At 60.1% G+C, this 19,740-nt stretch carries 17 protein-coding genes; 10 read left to right on the top strand and 7 right to left on the bottom strand.

Annotated features, from left to right (window positions below):
• Positions 1 to 99 precede the first annotated feature (99 nt).
• Positions 100 to 2,151 carry a methionine--tRNA ligase gene (metG, locus tag ACA072_RS22915; protein ID WP_497620785.1) on the bottom strand — a complete coding sequence of 684 codons (2,052 nt, stop codon included), beginning with the start codon at positions 2,149 to 2,151 and terminating at the stop codon, positions 100 to 102.
• Between the two features lie 320 nt (positions 2,152 to 2,471).
• On the opposite strand from metG, the gene apbC reads away from it, so the two are divergent.
• Complete coding sequence (gene apbC / locus ACA072_RS22910; RefSeq protein WP_497620783.1) at positions 2,472 to 3,566, top strand: iron-sulfur cluster carrier protein ApbC; 1,095 nt, start codon at positions 2,472 to 2,474, stop codon at positions 3,564 to 3,566.
• 126 nt (positions 3,567 to 3,692) lie between these two features.
• Here apbC and ACA072_RS22905 read toward each other — a convergent pair whose 3' ends face one another.
• Positions 3,693 to 4,451 carry an SDR family oxidoreductase gene (locus tag ACA072_RS22905; RefSeq protein ID WP_497620781.1) on the bottom strand — a complete coding sequence of 253 codons (759 nt, stop codon included), beginning with the start codon at positions 4,449 to 4,451 and terminating at the stop codon, positions 3,693 to 3,695.
• A 166-nt stretch (positions 4,452 to 4,617) separates the two neighbouring features.
• Between ACA072_RS22905 and ACA072_RS22900 the strand changes: the two genes are divergently transcribed.
• The 4 genes from ACA072_RS22900 (at position 4,618) to groL (ending at position 8,126) form a co-directional block, all read left to right on the top strand.
• Complete coding sequence (locus ACA072_RS22900) at positions 4,618 to 5,349, top strand: HugZ family pyridoxamine 5'-phosphate oxidase (RefSeq protein WP_497620780.1); 732 nt, start codon at positions 4,618 to 4,620, stop codon at positions 5,347 to 5,349.
• A 66-nt stretch (positions 5,350 to 5,415) separates the two neighbouring features.
• Entirely contained in the window at positions 5,416 to 5,892 is a 477-nt protein-coding gene (locus ACA072_RS22895; protein ID WP_497620778.1) for an FxsA family protein, read from the top strand.
• A gap of 247 nt (positions 5,893 to 6,139) precedes the next feature.
• Positions 6,140 to 6,433 carry a co-chaperone GroES gene (locus ACA072_RS22890; protein WP_007948593.1) on the top strand — a complete coding sequence of 98 codons (294 nt, stop codon included), beginning with the start codon at positions 6,140 to 6,142 and terminating at the stop codon, positions 6,431 to 6,433.
• Positions 6,434 to 6,482: 49 nt separating this feature from the next.
• Complete coding sequence (groL, locus tag ACA072_RS22885; RefSeq protein WP_415773471.1) at positions 6,483 to 8,126, top strand: chaperonin GroEL; 1,644 nt, start codon at positions 6,483 to 6,485, stop codon at positions 8,124 to 8,126.
• 189 nt (positions 8,127 to 8,315) lie between these two features.
• On the opposite strand, the gene ACA072_RS22880 is transcribed toward groL, so the two are convergent.
• A complete protein-coding gene (locus ACA072_RS22880; RefSeq protein WP_497620775.1) occupies positions 8,316 to 9,059 on the bottom strand; it encodes a phosphatase PAP2 family protein in 744 nt (247 codons plus the stop codon).
• 218 nt (positions 9,060 to 9,277) lie between these two features.
• Here ACA072_RS22880 and colR point away from each other — a divergent pair, with 218 nt between their 5' ends.
• From colR to ACA072_RS22855, 5 genes are all read left to right on the top strand, one after another.
• Positions 9,278 to 9,961: a two-component system response regulator ColR gene (gene colR / locus ACA072_RS22875; RefSeq protein WP_008032118.1), complete on the top strand. Its 684-nt coding sequence runs from the start codon at positions 9,278 to 9,280 to the stop codon at positions 9,959 to 9,961.
• Positions 9,951 to 11,225, top strand: coding sequence for a sensor histidine kinase (locus ACA072_RS22870; protein WP_497620773.1), 1,275 nt, complete (start codon positions 9,951 to 9,953; stop codon positions 11,223 to 11,225). The genes colR and ACA072_RS22870 overlap by 11 nt, the downstream gene beginning before the upstream one ends.
• A 158-nt stretch (positions 11,226 to 11,383) precedes the next feature.
• Positions 11,384 to 12,052, top strand: coding sequence for a class I SAM-dependent methyltransferase (locus ACA072_RS22865; protein WP_497625033.1), 669 nt, complete (start codon positions 11,384 to 11,386; stop codon positions 12,050 to 12,052).
• A 4-nt stretch (positions 12,053 to 12,056) separates the two neighbouring features.
• Positions 12,057 to 12,776 carry a lipopolysaccharide kinase InaA family protein gene (locus ACA072_RS22860; RefSeq protein ID WP_497620771.1) on the top strand — a complete coding sequence of 240 codons (720 nt, stop codon included), beginning with the start codon at positions 12,057 to 12,059 and terminating at the stop codon, positions 12,774 to 12,776.
• Positions 12,773 to 13,000 carry a hypothetical protein gene (locus ACA072_RS22855; protein ID WP_497620769.1) on the top strand — a complete coding sequence of 76 codons (228 nt, stop codon included), beginning with the start codon at positions 12,773 to 12,775 and terminating at the stop codon, positions 12,998 to 13,000. Before ACA072_RS22860 ends, ACA072_RS22855 begins: the two co-directional genes overlap by 4 nt.
• Before the next feature lie 91 nt (positions 13,001 to 13,091).
• Here ACA072_RS22855 and ACA072_RS22850 read toward each other — a convergent pair whose 3' ends face one another.
• From ACA072_RS22850 to ACA072_RS22835, 4 genes are all read right to left on the bottom strand, one after another.
• Entirely contained in the window at positions 13,092 to 16,127 is a 3,036-nt protein-coding gene (locus ACA072_RS22850; RefSeq protein WP_497620767.1) for a multidrug efflux RND transporter permease subunit, read from the bottom strand.
• Positions 16,128 to 16,140: 13 nt separating this feature from the next.
• Positions 16,141 to 17,289 carry an efflux RND transporter periplasmic adaptor subunit gene (locus ACA072_RS22845; RefSeq protein WP_497620766.1) on the bottom strand — a complete coding sequence of 383 codons (1,149 nt, stop codon included), beginning with the start codon at positions 17,287 to 17,289 and terminating at the stop codon, positions 16,141 to 16,143.
• Between the two features lie 249 nt (positions 17,290 to 17,538).
• Positions 17,539 to 18,636 carry a DUF1513 domain-containing protein gene (locus ACA072_RS22840; RefSeq protein ID WP_497620764.1) on the bottom strand — a complete coding sequence of 366 codons (1,098 nt, stop codon included), beginning with the start codon at positions 18,634 to 18,636 and terminating at the stop codon, positions 17,539 to 17,541.
• A gap of 14 nt (positions 18,637 to 18,650) precedes the next feature.
• Positions 18,651 to 19,715: an imelysin family protein gene (locus ACA072_RS22835; RefSeq protein WP_497620762.1), complete on the bottom strand. Its 1,065-nt coding sequence runs from the start codon at positions 19,713 to 19,715 to the stop codon at positions 18,651 to 18,653.
• Between the last annotated feature and the right edge of the window lie 25 nt (positions 19,716 to 19,740).

Below are 19,740 nucleotides of genomic sequence, written 5' to 3'. Positions count from 1 at the left end.
AAGCTTAGGCATTATCCGGCAAGGACGGAGGGTGGGGCCAGATATGAAAATCCCACAGCCGCGACAGGCACGACTGTGGGATCGATTTACCGCACACCCTTACTTGATGCGCTGACCCGGCTTGGCGCCGCTGTCGGGGCTGAGCAGGTAGATTTCTTCACCGCCAGGGCCGGCGGCCATCACCATGCCTTCGGAGATGCCGAACTTCATTTTCCGCGGCTTGAGGTTGGCGATCATCATGGTCAGACGGCCATCGAGCTTGGACGGATCCGGATAAGCGCTCTTGATCCCGGAGAACACGTTGCGTTGCTCGTCACCGATGTCCAGGGTCAGGCGCAGCAGTTTGTCGGCCCCTTCCACGTGTTCGGCCTTGAGGATCAAGGCCACGCGCAGGTCGACAGCGGCAAAGGCGTCGAACTCGATTTCCGGCGACAGCGGATCCTTGGCCAGTTCGCCGTTACCGGCAGGCGCAGCGTCACCGGTATCGGTTGCACTGGCGGTCAGGTCTTCTTTCGAGGCGTCGCTCATGGCTTGCACTTTCACCGGGTCGATACGGGTCATCAACGGCTTGAACTCGTTCAGCTGATGATTGCTGAGCAAAGTGGCGTGGTCGTCCCAGGTCAGCGGCGCGACGTTCAAGAACGCCTCGGCATCGGCGGCCAGCAACGGCAGGACCGGCTTGAGGAATATCACCAGTTGGCGGAACAGGTTGACGCCCAGGGCGCAGATGGCCTGGACTTCGTCCTGCTTGCCTTCCTGTTTGTTCAGCGACCACGGCGCCTTGTCGGCGATCCAGGCGTTGGCACGGTCGGCCAGGCCCATGATCTCGCGCATGGCACGGGCGAAGTCGCGAGCCTCGTAGGCCTCGGCGATGCTTGGCGCTGCGGCGAGGAACGCTTCGGTCAGTTCCGGCGCGGCGTTGCCGGCCACCAGCAAACCGCCGTTACCCTTTTGGATGAAGCCTGCGCAACGGCTGGCGATGTTGACGACTTTACCGACCAGGTCGGAGTTGACCTTCTGCACGAAGTCTTCGAGGTTGAGGTCAAGATCGTCGACGCCACGGCTCAGCTTGGCCGCGTAGTAGTAGCGCAGGTATTCCGGCGACAGGTGATCCAGGTACGTCCGGGCCTTGATGAAGGTGCCGCGGGACTTGGACATTTTCTGGCCGTTGACGGTCAGGTAGCCGTGCACGTTGATGCCGGTCGGCTTGCGGAAACCGGCGCCTTCGAGCATCGCCGGCCAGAACAGGGCGTGGAAGTTGACGATGTCCTTGCCGATGAAATGGTACAGCTCGGCGGTGGAGTCCTTGCCCCAGAACGCGTCGAAGTCCAGCTCCGGCGTGCGATCGCAGAGGTTCTTGAAGCTGGCCATGTAGCCGATCGGCGCATCCAGCCAGACGTAGAAGTACTTGCCTGGCTCGTCGGGGATCTCGAAACCGAAGTACGGCGCATCACGGGAGATGTCCCACTGTTGCAGGCCGGCATCCAGCCATTCGGCGATCTTGTTCGCGACGGCTTCTTGCAACGTGCCGCTGCGGGTCCAGGTTTGCAGCATTTCCTGGAAATCCGGCAGCTTGAAGAAGAAGTGCTGGGAATCCTTGAGCACCGGAGTGGCGCCCGAGATGGCCGACTTCGGATCCTTCAGGTCGGTGGGTGCGTAGGTCGCACCGCATTTTTCGCAGTTGTCGCCGTACTGGTCTTCAGTGCCGCATTTCGGGCAGGTGCCCTTGATGAAGCGGTCGGCCAGGAACATTTTCTTTTCCGGGTCGAAATACTGGGTGATCGAGCGCTGGGCGATGTGCCCGGCGTCGCGCAGCTTCAGGTAGATCTGGCTCGACAGCTCACGGTTTTCTTCGGCGTGAGTGGAGTGGAAGTTGTCGAAGTCCACCAGGAACTCGGCAAAGTCGGCGCTGTGTTCAGCCTGGACGTTGGCGATCAGTTGTTCCGGGGTGATGCCTTCCTTTTCCGCGCGCAGCATGATGGCCGAACCGTGGGCGTCGTCGGCGCAGACATAAATGCATTGATTGCCGCGGTGCTTCTGGAAGCGCACCCACATATCGGTCTGGATGTATTCCAGCATGTGGCCAAGATGGATCGAACCATTGGCATAGGGCAGGGCGCTGGTGACGAGGATCTTGCGTGGCTCGGACATGGGGCTCGGCTACTTGATGAAACGGAGGTCGGCCACTATAAAGCGCCGGCGCATATTTTTCACCCCCGCGACTGGCCATCACGGTCCCATGTAGCAGCTGGCGAAGCCTGCGTTCGGCGGCGAAGCCGTCGTGAATCCGGGCAACAGGGACTACCTGAAACACTGCGGTGTCTGGTTTTACGACGGCTGCGCCGCCGAACGCAGGCTGCGCCAGCTGCTACAGGTCTGGGTTATTTGTCACATCCTGAAAGCATGCCGTCCGTGCGTGAGAACAGGTACGATACCCGCCTGATTTTCCAGTCTTGCTATCGGAGTTGCCCATGAGCGTCGTCAATCGCGCAGCGGTGGAAGCCGTCCTTCGCCAATACACCGACCCTTACCTGAACCAGGACCCGGTCAGCGCCGGGTGCGTGCGCGGCATCGACATCCAGGGTGATCGCGTCAGCGTCCAGCTGGAGCTGGGTTACGCCGCCGGTCTGTTCAAAAGTGGCTGGTCGCAGATGCTGCAAATGGCGATCGAAGGCCTCGACGGCGTGACGAGCGCTCGCGTTGACATCAGCAGCGTGATCGCCGCGCACAAGGCTCAGGCGCAGATTCCGGGGCTGGCCAACGTCAAGAACGTGGTGGCCGTGGCGTCCGGCAAGGGCGGCGTGGGCAAATCCACCACCGCTGCCAACCTCGCACTGGCCCTGGCCCGTGAAGGCGCCAAGGTCGGGATTCTCGACGCGGACATCTACGGTCCGAGCCAAGGCATCATGTTCGGCATCCCGGAAGGCACCCGACCAAAGGTCAAGGATCAGAAGTGGTTCGTGCCGATCAAGTCCCATGGCGTCGAAGTGATGTCCATGGCCTTCCTGACCGACGACAACACCCCGATGGTCTGGCGCGGGCCGATGGTCTCCGGCGCGTTGTTGCAACTGGTCACGCAAACCGCCTGGGGCGATCTGGATTACCTGGTCATCGACATGCCGCCAGGCACCGGTGACATCCAGTTGACCCTGGCGCAGAAAGTCCCGGTGGCCGGGGCCGTCATCGTCACCACCCCGCAAGACCTGGCGCTGCTGGACGCGCGCAAAGGCGTGGAGATGTTCCGCAAGGTCAACATCCCGGTGCTGGGCGTGGTGGAAAACATGGCCGTGCACATCTGCTCCAACTGCGGGCATGCCGAGCATCTGTTCGGTGAAGGTGGCGGGGTGAAGCTGGCCAATCAATATGGCGTCGAACTGCTGGCGTCGTTGCCGCTGGCAATGGCTATCCGCGAGCAGGCCGATGGCGGCAAGCCAACGGTGATCGCCGAGCCGGACAGCCCGATTGCGCTGGTGTACCAGGAACTCGCCCGTCATGTTGGCGCGCGGATTGTGCTGCAGGAAGCGGTGTCGCCGGCGATGCCGAACATCACCGTCAGCGACGATTGATGGCCTGAAACTCAATCAACTGTGGGAGCTAGCCTGCTAGCGATAGCGGATTCACATTCAGCAAATATGTTGGCTGAACCACCGCAATCGCTAGCAGGCTAGCTCCCACATTGATCTATGGGGGCCTTAGATCCGCAACCCGCCATCCATTTCCAGAATCCGGCCGGTGTAGTAGTCGTTCTCGAAGATGTACGCCGCCGAATGGGCGATCTCTTCCGGTTTGCCCATGCGCTTGAGCGGAATCCCGGCCGTCATCTTCTCCAGGGCTTCAGGCTTCATGCCCAGCGTCATCTCGGTTTCGATAAAGCCCGGCGCAATGCCCGCCACGCGAATGCCGTAACGCGCCAGTTCCTTGGCCCAGGTCACGGTCGCCGCAGCCACGCCAGCCTTGGCGGCGGAGTAGTTGGTCTGGCCGACGTTGCCGGCACGGGAGATCGAGGAGATATTGATGATGGCGCCGCTGTTGTTCAGCTCGACCATTTTTGCCGCGACTTCACGGGTGCACAGGAACACGCCGGTCAGGTTGACGTCGATGACCGCCTGCCATTGGGCCAGGCTCATCTTGGTCATTTCACCATCCTTGACCTTCAGCAGCAGCCCGTCGCGCAGGATCCCGGCGTTGTTGATCAGGCCATGAATCGCGCCAAAATCCCCGGCCACCTGAGCGACCATGTGCGTCACTTGCTCTTCATTGGCGACGTTGCACAGATAAGCCCGCGCCTCGACGCCCTTGGCTTTGCAGGCCGCGACGGTGTCGTCGAGCTTTTCCTGGTTCAGGTCGACCAGCGCCAGCTTCGCGCCTTTACCGGCGAAATACTCGGCCATGGAGCGGCCTAAACCCTGGCAACCGCCAGTGATAATGATTACTTTGTCAGTGAGTTGCATTCGCATGCCCCAATAGCAGGTTCAGAGTGGTTTCCTTCCTAGAGGGCCTCTCGATCTGCACCTGATGTGGCCTGGTTGCACATGAGAACTGCCCCGATGGCGTACTGGAACTTATCCCCAGGCGCCTGTCCGTTTTTTCGACGGATTCTATATAAGGAGTCATAAATTGAGCGTTGAAGCGGCCAAGAATGCCCGAGAATTGCTTCTCAAGGAATACCGTGGAGTGCTGTCAACGCACTCCAAGGCGATGCCCGGTTTCCCGTTTGGCTCCGTCGTTCCTTACTGCCTGGACGAGCAAGGACGGCCGCTGATCCTTATCAGCCGTATCGCCCAGCACACCCATAACCTGCAGAAAGATCCGAAATGCTCGCTGTTTGTGGGCGAGCGTGAGGCTGACGACGTGCAAGCCGTTGGTCGCCTGACTTACCTAGCCGATGCCGCCAAGCTCGAAGACGAAGCCGCGATCGAAGCGGCGGCCGAGCGTTACTACCGTTATTTCCCTGATTCACAGAGCTACCACAAGGCCCACGATTTCGATTTCTGGGTGCTCAAGCCTGTGCGTCACCGCTACATCGGCGGTTTCGGCGCGATTCACTGGGTCGATCATCTGACCCTGGCCAACCCGTTCGCCGGCAAAGCCGAATTGAGCATGGTCGAGCATATGAATGCCGATCACGCCAAGGCCATCGCCCATTACGTCGAACTGGCAGGCCTGCCGAAAACCGAACCGGCGCAACTGGCCGGCATCGACAGCGAAGGCATGCACCTGCGCATTGGTCAGGCCCTGTACTGGCTGCCGTTCCAGGCAACTTGTAATACGCCGACACAAGTGCGCGAAGCCTTGGTTTTCCTGGCTCACGCCGAGCATTGGCCAAAAAATGAAGTGGCCGACGCTTGAATTCACGAAACGGCGACGTCATCTAGGGAAGACTGGCAAGGCATTCTTGCGTTGAGGAACCATTTGATGCGCCCTTTTTTATTGCTCTTTGTACTGTTTCCGGTGTTGGAGCTGTTCGTATTCGTCAAGGTCAGCGGGGCCATCGGGTTTTTCCCGGCCCTGCTGCTGATCATTCTCGGCTCGATGCTCGGCGTGTTCGTGCTGCGTATCGCCGGTCTGGCCACTGCGTTGCGTGCTCGTGAAAGCCTGAACCGTGGCGAGCTGCCGGCCCAGACCATGCTGGAAGGATTGATGCTGGCCCTGGCGGGTGGTCTGTTGATCCTGCCGGGCTTCGTCACCGACGTGCTGGGTCTGATCATGCTGCTGCCGATCTCCCGCCGATTGCTGGCCAATAAAATGCGCCAGCGTGCTGAAGAGGCGGCGATCCGTCAGCGTGCGTTCGCCGACGATCTTCAACCACGTGGCGGTCCTGCTCCGCAGCCGCCGCTGGGCCGCGAGCCCAATGTGATCGAAGGCGAGTACGAACACCGCGATACCAAGTAAAGCGTTTCAGCTGCACGGCACCTTCGGGTGCCGTGTTCGTTTTCGGGGCATTGATGCAAAAAATTTCGATCCCCACCCTTGTAATAAGCTTATGCGCCCTTATGTAACGGTCACCGCAAGGTTTCTGGCGATCACGCCAGACAGACTTCCGCGGTTCGCTTGACGAACCGCACCCGGCACCGCCGGATTTGTTAAACCCGCCGGGAATACACCGGCCGATGAAAACCACAATTAGGAGAGATCGACAATGAAGCTTCGTCCTCTGCATGACCGCGTCGTCGTCCGTCGCAGCGAAGAAGAAAAGAAAACCGCTGGCGGTATCGTCCTGCCAGGTTCGGCTGCTGAAAAGCCAAACCAGGGCGAAGTCCTCGCTGTAGGCCCGGGCAAAGTCCTGGACAACGGTGAAGTGCGTGCGCTGTCCGTGAAAGTGGGTGACAAGGTTGTGTTCGGCCCTTACTCCGGCAGCAACACTGTGAAAGTTGACGGCGAAGACCTGCTGGTCATCGGCGAGAGCGAAATCCTCGCTGTTGTCGAAGGCTGATTCCCCGCTCATTTTCCCGCTACTACAAAGTATTTAAGGAATATCGATCATGGCTGCTAAAGAAGTTAAATTCGGCGATTCCGCCCGCAAGAAAATGCTCGCCGGTGTCAACGTCCTGGCTGACGCAGTAAAAGCGACCCTGGGCCCTAAAGGCCGTAACGTGATCATCGAGAAGAGCTTCGGCGCTCCGACCATCACCAAGGACGGCGTGTCCGTTGCCAAAGAAATCGAGCTGAAAGATCGCTTCGAAAACATGGGCGCGCAGCTGGTCAAAGACGTTGCCTCCCGTGCCAACGATGACGCAGGCGACGGCACCACCACCGCTACCGTTCTGGCTCAATCGATCGTCAACGAAGGCCTCAAAGCCGTCGCTGCCGGCATGAACCCGATGGACCTGAAACGCGGTATCGACAAAGCGACCATCGCTATCGTCAAAGAGCTCAAAGCCCTGTCCAAGCCTTGCGCTGACACCAAGGCCATCGCTCAGGTCGGCACCATCTCGGCCAACTCCGACAGCTCCATCGGCGACATCATTGCCGAAGCCATGGAAAAAGTCGGTAAAGAAGGCGTGATCACCGTTGAAGAAGGCTCGGGCCTGGAAAACGAACTGTCGGTTGTTGAAGGCATGCAGTTCGACCGTGGCTACCTGTCCCCGTACTTCGTCAACAAGCCAGAGACCATGACTGCCGAGCTGGACGGTCCGCTGATCCTGCTGGTCGACAAAAAGATCTCGAACATCCGCGAACTGCTGCCAGTGCTGGAAGCTGTTGCCAAAGCCGGCCGCCCACTGCTGATCGTGAGCGAAGACGTTGAAGGCGAAGCCCTGGCGACTCTGGTTGTGAACAACATGCGCGGTATCGTTAAAGTGGTTGCCGTCAAGGCTCCAGGTTTCGGCGATCGTCGCAAGGCCATGCTGCAAGATATCGCCGTTCTGACCGGCGGTACCGTTATCTCCGAAGAGATCGGTCTGAGCCTGGAAAGCGCTACCCTGGAACACCTGGGTAATGCCAAGCGCGTCACCGTGACCAAGGAAAACACCACCGTGATCGACGGTGCCGGCGTTGAAGCTGATATCCAGTCTCGCGTTCTGCAAATCCGTCAGCAAGTGGCCGACACTTCGTCCGACTACGACCGTGAAAAACTGCAAGAGCGTCTGGCCAAACTGTCCGGCGGCGTTGCAGTGATCAAGGTTGGCGCTGGCTCCGAAGTTGAAATGAAAGAGAAGAAAGCCCGCGTTGAAGACGCCCTGCACGCAACCCGTGCAGCCGTTGAAGAAGGCGTGGTACCTGGCGGCGGCGTGGCACTGGTTCGCGCTCTGCAGGCAATCTCCGAGCTGAAAGGCGACAACGATGACCAGAACGTTGGCATCCAGTTGCTGCGTCGCGCTGTTGAAGCGCCACTGCGCCAGATCGTTGCCAACTCCGGCGACGAGCCAAGCGTAGTGGTCGACAAGGTCAAGCAGGGTTCGGGTAACTACGGTTACAACGCTGCGACCGGCGAATACGGCGACATGATCGAAATGGGTATCCTGGACCCGGCTAAAGTGACTCGTTCGGCTCTGCAAGCGGCTTCGTCGATTGCCAGCCTGATGATCACCACCGAAGCCATGATCGCCGAGATCAAGGAAGACGGCCCAGCTGGCGGCGGCATGCCAGACATGGGCGGTATGGGCGGCATGGGCGGCATGATGTAAGCCAGCCTTACCCCGTACATAAAAACCCCGCAGGCGATGAGCCGGCGGGGTTTTTTATTGCCTTCAGGTTCACCCCGATTAAATGTGGGAGCGGGCTTGCTCGCGAATGCGGTGTGTCAGACAGCATTGATGTTGACTGACACCCCCTCGTCGCGAGCAAGCCCGCTCCCACATTTGGATCTGTGTGTATCAGGCGTTGATCGGTTGTGCTTTCGTCACCTGCTCAACTTTGGAAGCCGGTCGGTAAAGGATGTAGTAATACGACCCCAGGCAAATCAGCCAGCAAAAAATCGCCGTCCACACGTTGTGCGAGAAGAAGTGCGCCCCCTGCATCATCCTGCTCACCGAAAATACCGTCCCCAATGCGAACGCAAACACAAACGCCTGGCGCGCCAGTCGCGGACGCCGGTCACGCAGTACAAAGAACAACGCAAACAGCGTAAACCCGGTCGCCGCATGACCCCCGGGCCAGCAGCGGCCAGGCTTGTCGGTGGGCGGGCGTGGGCTGAGCAGTTCGCTGTAGGTTTCGTGGCCGCCGAACTGCTCAAGACTCCACGGGCATTGCACTGCTGTCACTGCTTTGACCGGCGTCACGAACGAGGTCGCCAGCGCCAGCGACAGCACCAGACAGCCCAGTTCCCGTTTGAACGGTTTGAGCCTGTCCACGAAAAAGGCGCCAATGAGCCCGATAATCGCAAACACCGAAAATGCGATCACCACTTGCTTGGCACGGTCATGCAGTATGTTTTCAAGGAAGTAACTGTGGCGCCCGATGAAATCCCCGGCGACCGGGTCGTAGAACAGTTTGGCCAGGTCCATGTCCAGGGACGTCAGTTCAAGCAGCACCAAAATGATCGCCGTGATAGCGGGAACCCCCAGGCACACCCAAAAGTTGAGGGGCCTGGAAGCGGGGCGGGCAGCGGTCGAAGCCATGGCAATTCCTTGGTCGGTGAAGGGTTCTGGAGAGCGCATCCGCGCGGAGTCTGTCCCTTGCACTGTCGTCGGCGTGTGAATCGAGAGTGAAAAACTTGTCAATCCGTCATCGGTTTTTCTATCGGATTGACAACTGCACGCAGTCCTAGCCGTGAGCCACACTTGGCCTTAAGCTGCGCGGGCCATGACGGCCGTTACTGTGTGCGGAGGAGGTGCCCATGCGAATTCTATTGGTTGAAGACAACCGCGATATCCTGGCCAATCTGGCCGATTACCTGGGGCTCAAAGGCTACACCGTGGATTGCGCGCAGGACGGTTTGTCAGGCCTGCACCTGGCGGCCACCGAGCACTATGACCTGATCGTGCTCGACATCATGTTGCCCGGCATCGACGGCTACACGCTGTGCAAACGTCTTCGCGAAGACGCCCGTCGCGATACGCCGGTGATCATGCTCACCGCGCGCGATCAGCTGGACGACCGGCTGCAAGGCTTCAAGTCCGGCGCCGATGACTACCTGATCAAACCGTTCGCCCTGTCCGAGCTGGCGGCGCGTATCGAGGCGGTCATGCGGCGTGCCCAGGGTGGCGGTCGTCGAACCTTGCAGGTCGGCGATCTGAGCTACGACCTCGACACCCTGGAAGTGACCCGCGAAGGTCGCCTGCTCAAACTCAACCCGGTCGGCCTGAAGTTGCTGGCCGTGCTGATGCAGAAAAGCCCGCATGTACTGCGCCGCGAAATTCTCGAAGAAGCCCTGTGGGGCGATGACTGCCCGGACAGCGACAGCTTGCGCAGCCACGTCCATCAACTGCGTCAGGTGATCGACAAGCCCTTCGCCAAGCCCTTGCTGCAAACCGTGCACGGTGTGGGTTATCGCTTGGCCGAGGGCCGTGATGGAGTTTAAGCAGAGCCTTGCCCAGCGGATCATCATCGCCTTTGCGCTGATGAGCGCGCTGGTGGCGGGTGCCTTCGCCATGGGCATTGTGGCGACCGTGCACCTGGTGGAAGAAAAGCTGATTTCGGCGGGGCTGGGCGGCGACTTGCAACGGCTGTTGCTGATGGACAGCGTCTCGGACTGGAGCCATCGCCCCGAGCCGGACCAGTTGTTCTATTTCAGTGGCGGGCCGGGGGACTTCGAGTTGCCCAAGGATTTGCGGCACCTGGATTCCGGTTTCCACGAGGTCTTTCGCGAGCAGCTGTCGTATCACGCGATGGTCGAAATCGTCGATGGCCGGCGTTACGTGTTGCTTCAGGACCAAAGCGATTTCGAAGAGCGTGAGCGGGTGCTGTTTGCCGTGGTGCTGGTGGGCTTCGTGCTGAGCCTGGCGTTGGCGGTCTTTCTGGGTTGGGTCCTGGCGCGCAAAGTGATGGCGCCGGTGGTGCGACTGGCTCGTCAGGTGCGTCATCGTGATCAATTACTGGGTCTGGCGCCTCCTTTGGCGCCGGATTATGCCGCTGACGAGGTGGGTGAGTTGGCCGTTGCCTTCGACGCCACCCTTGGGCGTTTGCGTCAGGCGTTGACCCGTGAGCGACTGTTTACCAGCGACGTCAGCCACGAACTGCGCACGCCGTTGATGGTGTTGGCCAGTTCCTGTGAGTTGCTGTTGGAAAACCCCGGTATCGACCAGCGTGGCCGGGCTCAGGTCGAGCGAATTGCCCGCGCCTGCGCCGAGATGCGCGAGCTGGTGCAAACGTTCCTGATGTTGGCCAGGACCCAGCGAGAGGACGTCAGCATGGCGCCCCAGCAGACGCTGGGGCAGGTCGCCGACGGGTTGCTCAACCAGTGGCGCGAACCGATTGAAGCCAAGGGCCTGAATTTGATCTTCGAGCCAGGCAATCCACTTGGCACCTGCTACAACGCAACGCTCTTGCACGCCGTCATGGGCAACCTGTTGCGTAACGCACTGCATTACACCGAACACGGGTTCATCCGCTTGACCCTCACGGCGACGGGTTTTACGGTAGAGGACAGCGGCGTGGGCATTCCCGAGGAAAAACGCGAGGCCATGTTCGAGCCCTTTGTGCGCGGCAGCGAAAAGCGCGGCGAAGGCCTGGGGCTGGGGTTGTCTCTGGTGCAGCGGATCTGCGAGAACCAGGGCTGGAACGTCAGCCTGACCAATATGGAACCTAATGGCTGTCGTTTTCAGGTGGCATTGAGCCACGGATAGCGCAGCTCAATGATCGAATCCGCGAATCATGACTGTCACGCTGAAAAACCTTGAAATGATTGGGTATTTACATAACAATTTTTTCACAAAGGTATGACCTGACGCTGACACTACGCTACCTAAGGTAGGTGTCATCAGAAGTTCAGGAGACCTTAATGATGGACGGCCCGATCAAACTAGATTTTTCCGAAAAGTACGACGACCAACACGCGCAACGTTACTTGCGCAAGCATCAGGACGGCCTCGGCCGTCGACTGTCCCACTGGCGTGACGAGCAGATGGCGCGAAAGGCGCTGGCGCTGGTCGGTGAGCCCGGGCTGGTCCTTGATTTGCCTTGCGGTGCGGGGCGTTTCTGGCCATTGCTGGCGGAAAAAGCCAATCGCGCGATCATCGGGGCCGACAACTCCGAGTCAATGTTGAAGATTGCCACCCAGGCGCAACCGGCCGACGTGGTGAAACGGGTACAACCCTTGCACACTTCCGCATTCGACATTGCCTTGCCCGACAATGCCGTCGACAGCATTTTCTGCATGCGTTTGCTCCATCACATCGGCGAAGCCGAGCATCGACTGGCCATCCTGCGCGAATTTGAACGAGTCACGCGTGACAGCGTGATCCTTTCATTGTGGGTGGACGGCAACTTCAAAGCCTGGAAACGCAAACGCTCAGAGCAACGGCGTGGGCAGGAAGGTTACCAGAACCGATTTGTGTTACCGGCTGCCACGGTAGAAAAGGAGTTCGAACAGGCGGGGTTCCGTATTCAGGAACAACTGGACTTTTTACCGCTCTATGCCATGTGGCGAGTTTACGTATTACGCAAGAGGTAACAGGATGGCAGTGCAATGTGCAGCAGAAACGGACGTCGCTTCTCAGGACCGCTTCGACTACTTCTGGAATCAGCGCGGTGAATGGGTAGAAGAACCCAACGTCCGTCGCGGTGGAGAAAGTGGCGTGGAGCGTGTCATGGGCAGCGATGGACAACTGCTCTACGCCAAGCGGCAGACCGGGCATATCTATCGCAGCTGGCAGCACCCGTTCGGCCGCCCTACCGTGTTGCGCGAGCGTGATGCGCTCATAGGCCTTCGCGCGCTTGATGTGCGCGTGCCGGAAATCGTTTTCTGCGGCGCACAGCGCGACCCTGTGCACAAATGGCGCGCCTTGCTGGTGACCAAGTCGCTGGACGGCTTCGAGGAGATCGAACACTGGTACGCCGGCGGCGGTCGCGAGCGCCACGGCGAAGTGGTGCATGATCGCGTCTTGAAGGAACTGGCCGCCAATCTGGCTCGCATGCACAAGGGCCGTTGGCAGCACAGTTGCATCTACATCAAGCACGTCTTTGTACGGGTCACCGGCGAAGACGACTCGGCCAAGGTCGAGATCGCCTTGATCGATCTGGAGAAATGCCGGCAGCGCTTGACCGCCTATCGCGCGGCTGCTCATGACCTGAAGCAACTGCGCCGCCACTCGTCGTTCAACAAGGCAGACTGGCGCAAACTCGTCTATTTTTATGAGACGGCGTTTGGCAGCGCTATCAAAGGTTTAAAGCAATGAAACTAGAAATTGCACGAGGTGTGTTCTTGATAGGAGCCTTGGCAGTTGCTTCATTGGCGGTGGCGGCGTGGGAGCAGCCCCGCACGCAAGTCCTCAGTTCAGTGAGCGCTGAAGCTCACTGTCCGTTGCCCCGGGTAGCCAAGGCGTCCGTGGCATCTCAACCCGATCATGATTTATTGCTGTTCATGTTCGGACTTTCTCAAGGAATGAGGCCGCAGAGTTGAACAGATTGAAGCCAAAATAAAAGGCCTCGCCAAAATGCGAGGCCTTTTTTTGTGCCCGAACTTCAGCCTGGCACCGCCGCTCCCACAGGGGTTATGGGTGTTCTTTAGCATCAGGTTTGGCCAGCAGGGTGTAGATGCATGGCAGCACAAACAGCGTGAACAACGTCCCGATCGACATCCCCGTTGCGATCACCATGCCGATATCGAACCGGCTGACCGCGCCCGCGCCGGTGGCGATGATCAACGGCACCATGCCGAACACCATCGCCGCCGTGGTCATCAACACCGGACGCAGTCGGATCGCCGCCGCTTCTTCCACGGCCTCGCGCGGTGTCAGGCCTTTCTCTTTGCGAAGCTGGTTGGCGAACTCGACGATCAGGATTCCGTGCTTGCTGATCAGTCCGATCAGCGTCACCAACCCGACCTGGGTATAGATGTTCATGCTCGACCACCCCAGGAACAGCGGAATCAAGGCGCCGCAGATCGACAGCGGCACGGTCACCAGAATCACCAGCGGATCACGGAAGCTTTCGAACTGGGCCGCCAGCACCAGGAAAATGATCGCCAGCGCCAGGGCGAAGGTCACCCACAGCGCGCTGCCTTCCTGCACGTATTGCCGCGACGCGCCGGCGTAATCCATGGCAAACCCGGCCGGCGCTTCTTCCAGCGTGATCTGGCGCACGGTGTCGATGGCTTCGCCCATGCTCACCAGCGGAACCCCGGACAGGATGGCCGAGTTGAGTTGCTGGAACTGGTTCAGCTGCCGAGGACGGGCCCGGTCGGAAACGGTGATCAGGGTCGACAGGGCCAGCAATTCGCCTTGGGTGTTTTTCACGTAATAGTTGTTCAACCAGTCCGGGTTGTCCCGGAAAGCTCGCTCGACCTGAGCGATGACTTTATAGCTGCGACCTTCAATGGTGAATCGGTTGATCTCCGCCTGACCCAGCAACGTCGCCAGTGTCCCGCCCAGGTCCTGCATGGACACGCCCATCTGCGCGGCCTTGGCTCGATCGATGTCCACGACCACTTCGGGTTTATCGAAAGCCAGGTCGACGTCGACGAAGGCGAACTTGCCGGACTCCATTGCCCGTTTTTTCACCCGGTCCATCACTTGCAACAGCGCTTCGTAATCGTTGGCGGTATTGATGACAAACTGAAACGGCAACCCTTCACCCGTGCCGGGCAGGGAGGGCAGGTTGAAACCGAAGATCTGCAAACCCGAGATGCTCTCCAGTTTGCGCTGGACCTCGGGCAGGATTGCCATCTGCGTGCGGTCGCGTTCGTTCCACGGTTTGAGCAGGAAACCACCGATCCCCGATTGCACGCCGCTGAATCCATTGATCTGGAATGAGGAGTAGTACTCGGGAAACTCCTTGAAGATCGTGATGAATTCGTCGGTGTAGGTGTTCAGGTAGTCGAGGTTGGCCGGTTGCGGGGCATTGGCCAGCATGAAGATGATGCCCTGATCCTCGTCGGGCGCCAGTTCCGACTTGGTGAACTTGAGCAGCACCGGAATCAGGCACAGCACGATCACCGCAAACACCAGCACCACCGGCCGGGTGTTGAGGGTGCCGTGGAGCATGCTTTGGTAGCGGCGCTTGAGGCCTTCGAAAATCAGGTCCAGGCGATGGGCCAGGCCGCTGGGGTTTTCATCGTGGCGCAGGAGCAGGGCGCACATCATCGGCGACAGGGTCAGCGCGACCACGCCAGATATCACCACCGCCCCGGCCAGGGTCAGGGCGAACTCCTTGAACAGCGCCCCCGTGAGCCCGGTCAGGAAGCCGATAGGTGCATAGACCGCCGCCAGGGTGATGGTCATCGAGACCACCGGCATGGCGATCTCCCGGGCGCCTTCGAGGGCTGCATCCAGTGGCGTCTTGCCTTCCTCGATGTGCCGGTGGATGTTTTCCACCACCACGATGGCATCGTCCACCACCAAACCGATCGCCAGCACCATCGCCAGCAAGGTCAGCAGGTTGATCGAGTAGCCCATCATCTGCATGAAGAACATCACGCCGATCATCGACAGCGGAATGGTCACCACCGGGATCACCACCGAACGCAGCGCCCCGAGAAACAGGAACACCACCACGATGACGATCAGCACCGCCTCGAAGAGAGTTTTCACCACTTCGTCGATCGAGGCCTGAATGAACAACGTGGCGTCGTAGGCGATTTCACCCTTGAGGTTCGGCGGCAGCTGGGCTTCCAGCTCCGGCATGATCTTGCGCACTTCCTTGATCACGTCCAGCGGGTTGGCGCCTGGCGTGGCCTTGATGCCGATGTACACCGACGGCGTACCACCGAAGGAACTGATCGAGTCGTAGTTTTCCGCGCCCATCTCGACCCGCGCCACATCGCTGAGCAGCACGCGACTGTCGCCATCGACCTTGAGTGGAATCGCGGCGAACGCTTCGGCGGATTTGAGTTCGGTGTTGGCGTTAATGCTGGTGACAACGTACTCGCCTTTCACCTCACCGGCGGCGGAGAGGAAGTTGTACTGGCGCACCGCGTTGGTCACGTCGCTGGCGCTCAGGCCGAAACCGGCCAGCTTCACCGGATCCAGCCACAGGCGCATGGCGAACACCTGGTTGCCGAGAATCTCGGCTTCCGCCATGCCCGGCAGGGTCGCCAGTTTCGGCTGGATGACCCGCGACAGGTAATCGGTAATCTGCGGGTTACTCAACTCCTTGCTGAAGAAGCTGATGTACATGAGCGCCGAGGCGTCGGCGGCTTCCTTGCTCAGCACCGGATCTTCGGCGTCCTGCGGCAGCTGGTTTTTCACCTCGTTGGCCTTGGCCAGCAGCTCGGTGAACAAGCGGTCGCTGTTGGAACCGATGCGCGCGTAGATCGAGATCACCGAGAAGTTCTGGCGACTGACCGAGGTCATGTAGTCGATGCCCTCGGCGCTCGCCAGGCTTTGCTGCATCGGTTGGGTGATGTAACCCTGAATGGTTTCGGCGTTGGCCCCGGGGTACGCCGTGGTCACCGTGATCAGGGCGTTTTCCATTTGTGGATATTGGCGCAGCGGCAGCTTGCTCCAGGCCTGGAAGCCCAGCAGTACAATCAACAGGCTGACCACGGTGGCGAGCACCGGGCGGCGGATGAACGGGTCAGTAAAAGCCATGTGGATTCCTTGATCAGTCAACGCGAGGCTGACTGCTCTTCTCGGCTAGGGTCTTGTCGTCGCTGATGGCAATGTGTGCGCCGTTGTCCAGTTTGATCTGACCGGCCGTGACCACTTTTTCGCCGTTCTGCACGCCTTTGGTAATCATCACCAGCCCGTCGCGGCGCTCGCCGGTTTCGATGAAACGCCGTTCGGCGATCAGGATCGGTTGGCCCTTGTCGTCTTTTTCGAGGCTGCCGTCTTCGGCTTTTTTCTGCGCGACGACGTAGAGCGAGTTGCCGTACAGCGTGTAGGTAATCGCGCTTTCCGGCACGACGATGCGCAGCTGCGGGTCGGGCAGCATTACTTGCAGGCTGGCGAACATGCCCGGCAGCAGTTTGCCGTCAGGGTTGGCCAGGGTCGCGCGGACCTGCACGTTGCGGGTGCTGTTTTCGACTTTCGGGTTTATTGCGCTGATGGTGCCGGCGAAGGTCTGTGCCGGATAGGCCGAGACAATGATCTGCACCGACTGACCGATGCCGATCTTCGGCACCGACTGCTCGGGCACAAAGAAGTCGACGTAGAGGCTGCTGAGGTCTTGCAGGGTGGCAATCATGGTGCCGCTGGCCACGTAGTCGCCGACGTCCACCTGACGAATACCGATGGTGCCGCTGAACGGGGCGAGAATGCGCTTTTTCGCCAGCGACGCCTTGAGCTGGTTAACCGTGGCCTGGTCCTTTTTCCTGATCGCCGAGAGTCGGTCGAACTCACCTTTGGAGATCGCCTGGCTGCCCACCAGTTGGCTGCCGCGGTTGTAATTCACGGTCGACAGCCCGAGGTCCGCCATCGCGGTTTCCAGCAACGCCTTTTCCACGTCGCTGTCGAGCTGCACGATCGGCTGACCGGCCTTGACCTGCTGCCCGGACTCGAACTGCACATCCATGACGGTGCCGGCGATTTCCAGGCTCAGGTCGACCCCTTGCAGCGCCTTGAGCGTTCCAACGGACGGCAGACGGGCCTGCCACGGGCGTTCGGCGGCCGTGGTCGCGGCGACATTGATCGGCGGTTTCGGCGCGGAAAAGCCTTGAATCATCGTGTAGATGGAGAAGGCTTTGTAACCGGCCAGGACCAGCACGATCAGCAGAACAACACCCAACATGATCAGCATGCGGCGACGCAGCATATTTCCACTTCCTTGGAGAAAATCAGGTGAGACAGTGGGGCACATTACTCTGAGTCGGAGGGTGATTCCAACTGGTAGAAATTACAGGCAGACGGCGCCACGACCTGTAGCAGCTGGCGCAGCCTGCGTTCGGCGGCGAAGCCGTCGCAAATCCTGACACCATGGTTAGCCTGACACACCGTGGTGCATGATTTCACGACGGCTTCGCCGCCGAACGCAGCCTTCGGCAGCTGCTACAAGGGACCGTGTTTAGATGAGGTGAAGGTGGTTGTCCCAGAGCCCTGCGGGAAGCTCCAGCGGTTTTGCAACCAGATCTGTCTGGCGGCAATCGTAGTAACGGCAGCGGCCCTGACCCGAGGTCACGACAAACCCGTCGGCCACCGCGCCAACCCCGGCGCAATCGGGAAGCGGCGCATCCAGGCGTACTTCGCCACTGTCCATGTCCCAGATAAAAAAGCGGTTGCCCCGTGGTGCGGTCAACGCGATCAGCCGCAAGTCACTGTGGACCGCCACGCTGGCGGTGTAATGCCCCATCGCCTGCAACTGATGTTCAGGCACCGGAAAGGCCACGAACGGTTGGCCGGGACGCTTGATCGCCAGCAGCTCCGAAGACTCATGGGACGGCCCCATGAACTGCTGACCGGCGACGATGGTGCCGTCGCTGGCGATCCCCAGATGCCGCACGCTGTTCATCTGCTGGGCGAGGGTTTCCTTGCTGAGCAGGGTGCCGTCCCGTTGCATCAATACCAGGCTCGGCTCCATGGCGTTGAGGTTCATCTCGACCCGGCTTTCCGCCTCGGTGCGAATACCGCCGTTGGCCACCACCAGCGTTTCGCCATCCGGCATCCACGACACCTGGTGCGGGCCGATACCATGGGTGGAAATCTCGCCGCTGTGCACCAGCCGCTCACCTTCGAACTTGTACACACCCAACAGTCCGCGACCCGGATCGGAGGTGTCGTTCTCGGTGGCGTACAGCCAGTCGCCGCTCTTGTGAATCACCGCGTGACCGTAGAAGTGCCGGTGCGGCAGCGAGGCCACGGTTTGCAGCAGCGTGCCGTCGCGCAGGTCGATCAGGTAACTCTCGGTGCCCGGACGCCGGGCGACGAACAGCGCAATCGGTAGCGTCGGGTGGTTGATGATGTCGTGGCAACGCTGGCCGACCTGGGTGGCGAACCCCCGGGTGCCGTCCAGCCGATAACCGACGGCGTAGTGCTTGCCGTCGCCATCGTCCCGCGCCGAAAGCAGCAGCGGGCTTTTGTCCTTTTGCTTGAACAGCGTCCAGCCGCCCAGTGTCACTGCTCCCAGCAGCAAACTACCTAAAGTCAGAGCCTGACGTCGCAGCATGGCACTCGCCCTCATCAGTCACCGTCGTTGGCGTTGAAGCCCAGTTGGATGCCCAGCGCCTTGGCCAGTTCGCCTTCGTGCAGGCGATGGACGACGTTGAGGCTGTCGTAGATGTCGTTGAGTTGCTGGCGACCGGCGTCGTCGTTGAGCATCTCGGTCAGCGGACGCTGATTGCTGGCGAACAATTTCAGGGACGCGGCGTAAGCGGCATCGATCTTGTCGGCCAACGGTTTCTGCTCGCTTGGCAACAGGCCGCGCAGGCCTTTGTTGTCGACGCCTTCCCACACGGTTTTGGCGGCGGCGAGACTGGCTTCAAGGCCGGTCAGGGACGACTGGCTGCGCCAGGCATCGGCCTGGAACGGTTGCGGCACGCCCTTGCTCTGGCGGCCCATCGGCGTGCCGAGTTTTTTCTTCAGGGTGTCGAGGGCGGTGACCTGTACTCGCAGAAGATCGGCGATGGCTTCGTGGGAGTCGGCGTAACGCTGGTTCGGGAATTTACTCATTTGCGCGAGCATGCCGTCGGTGTTGTTCCAGCTTTGCAGAATCTCTTCGGCCAGCAGTTTCTGACGCTCGCCAATCGCCTTCAGCAGTGGGCAGTACTTGGCTTTCTGCGCGTCGTTGGTCACGTCCGGCTTGCTGTCGAACAGGATGTATTCATAGGCCGAGAGGCCTTGCACAACGACGCTGGACTTGGCCAGGGCGGCGGCATCGATTTGCGGCTGCGCGGTGACCAGTTGCTCGACCTGACGGCCGACCAGGTTTTTCTTGTCCGGCCAGAACTGCACCTGCCAGGCGCGATTGCCTTCGGCCAGCGGCCCGATCAGCAGCGGTTGCAGCTCGGCCCAGGCTTTCTGCGCGTGCAGGAAGTCAGCGCGGGCGGTCTCGAGGTTTTCCTTGCCTTCGCAGTAGGCGAGGGCGCTGATGGCCAATTGGCGGTCGGCTTCAACCCAGCGGGTGTACGTCGGCAGGATCACCGATTTGGCGATGGCGGCCGAGGTGACGGCTTGCGGGTCCTGTGGCGAGCAAGCGCCGAGGGCGAGTGCTGCAAGGCTGGTGAACAACAATTTGGGACGGAACATGTCGGGCTCCCGCTATGGAATACGG

Source organism: Pseudomonas sp. LBUM1656, assembly GCF_059716065.1.
The sequence above is the reverse complement of the archived record's forward strand: the minus strand, read 5'-3'. Positions and strand labels throughout refer to the sequence as shown.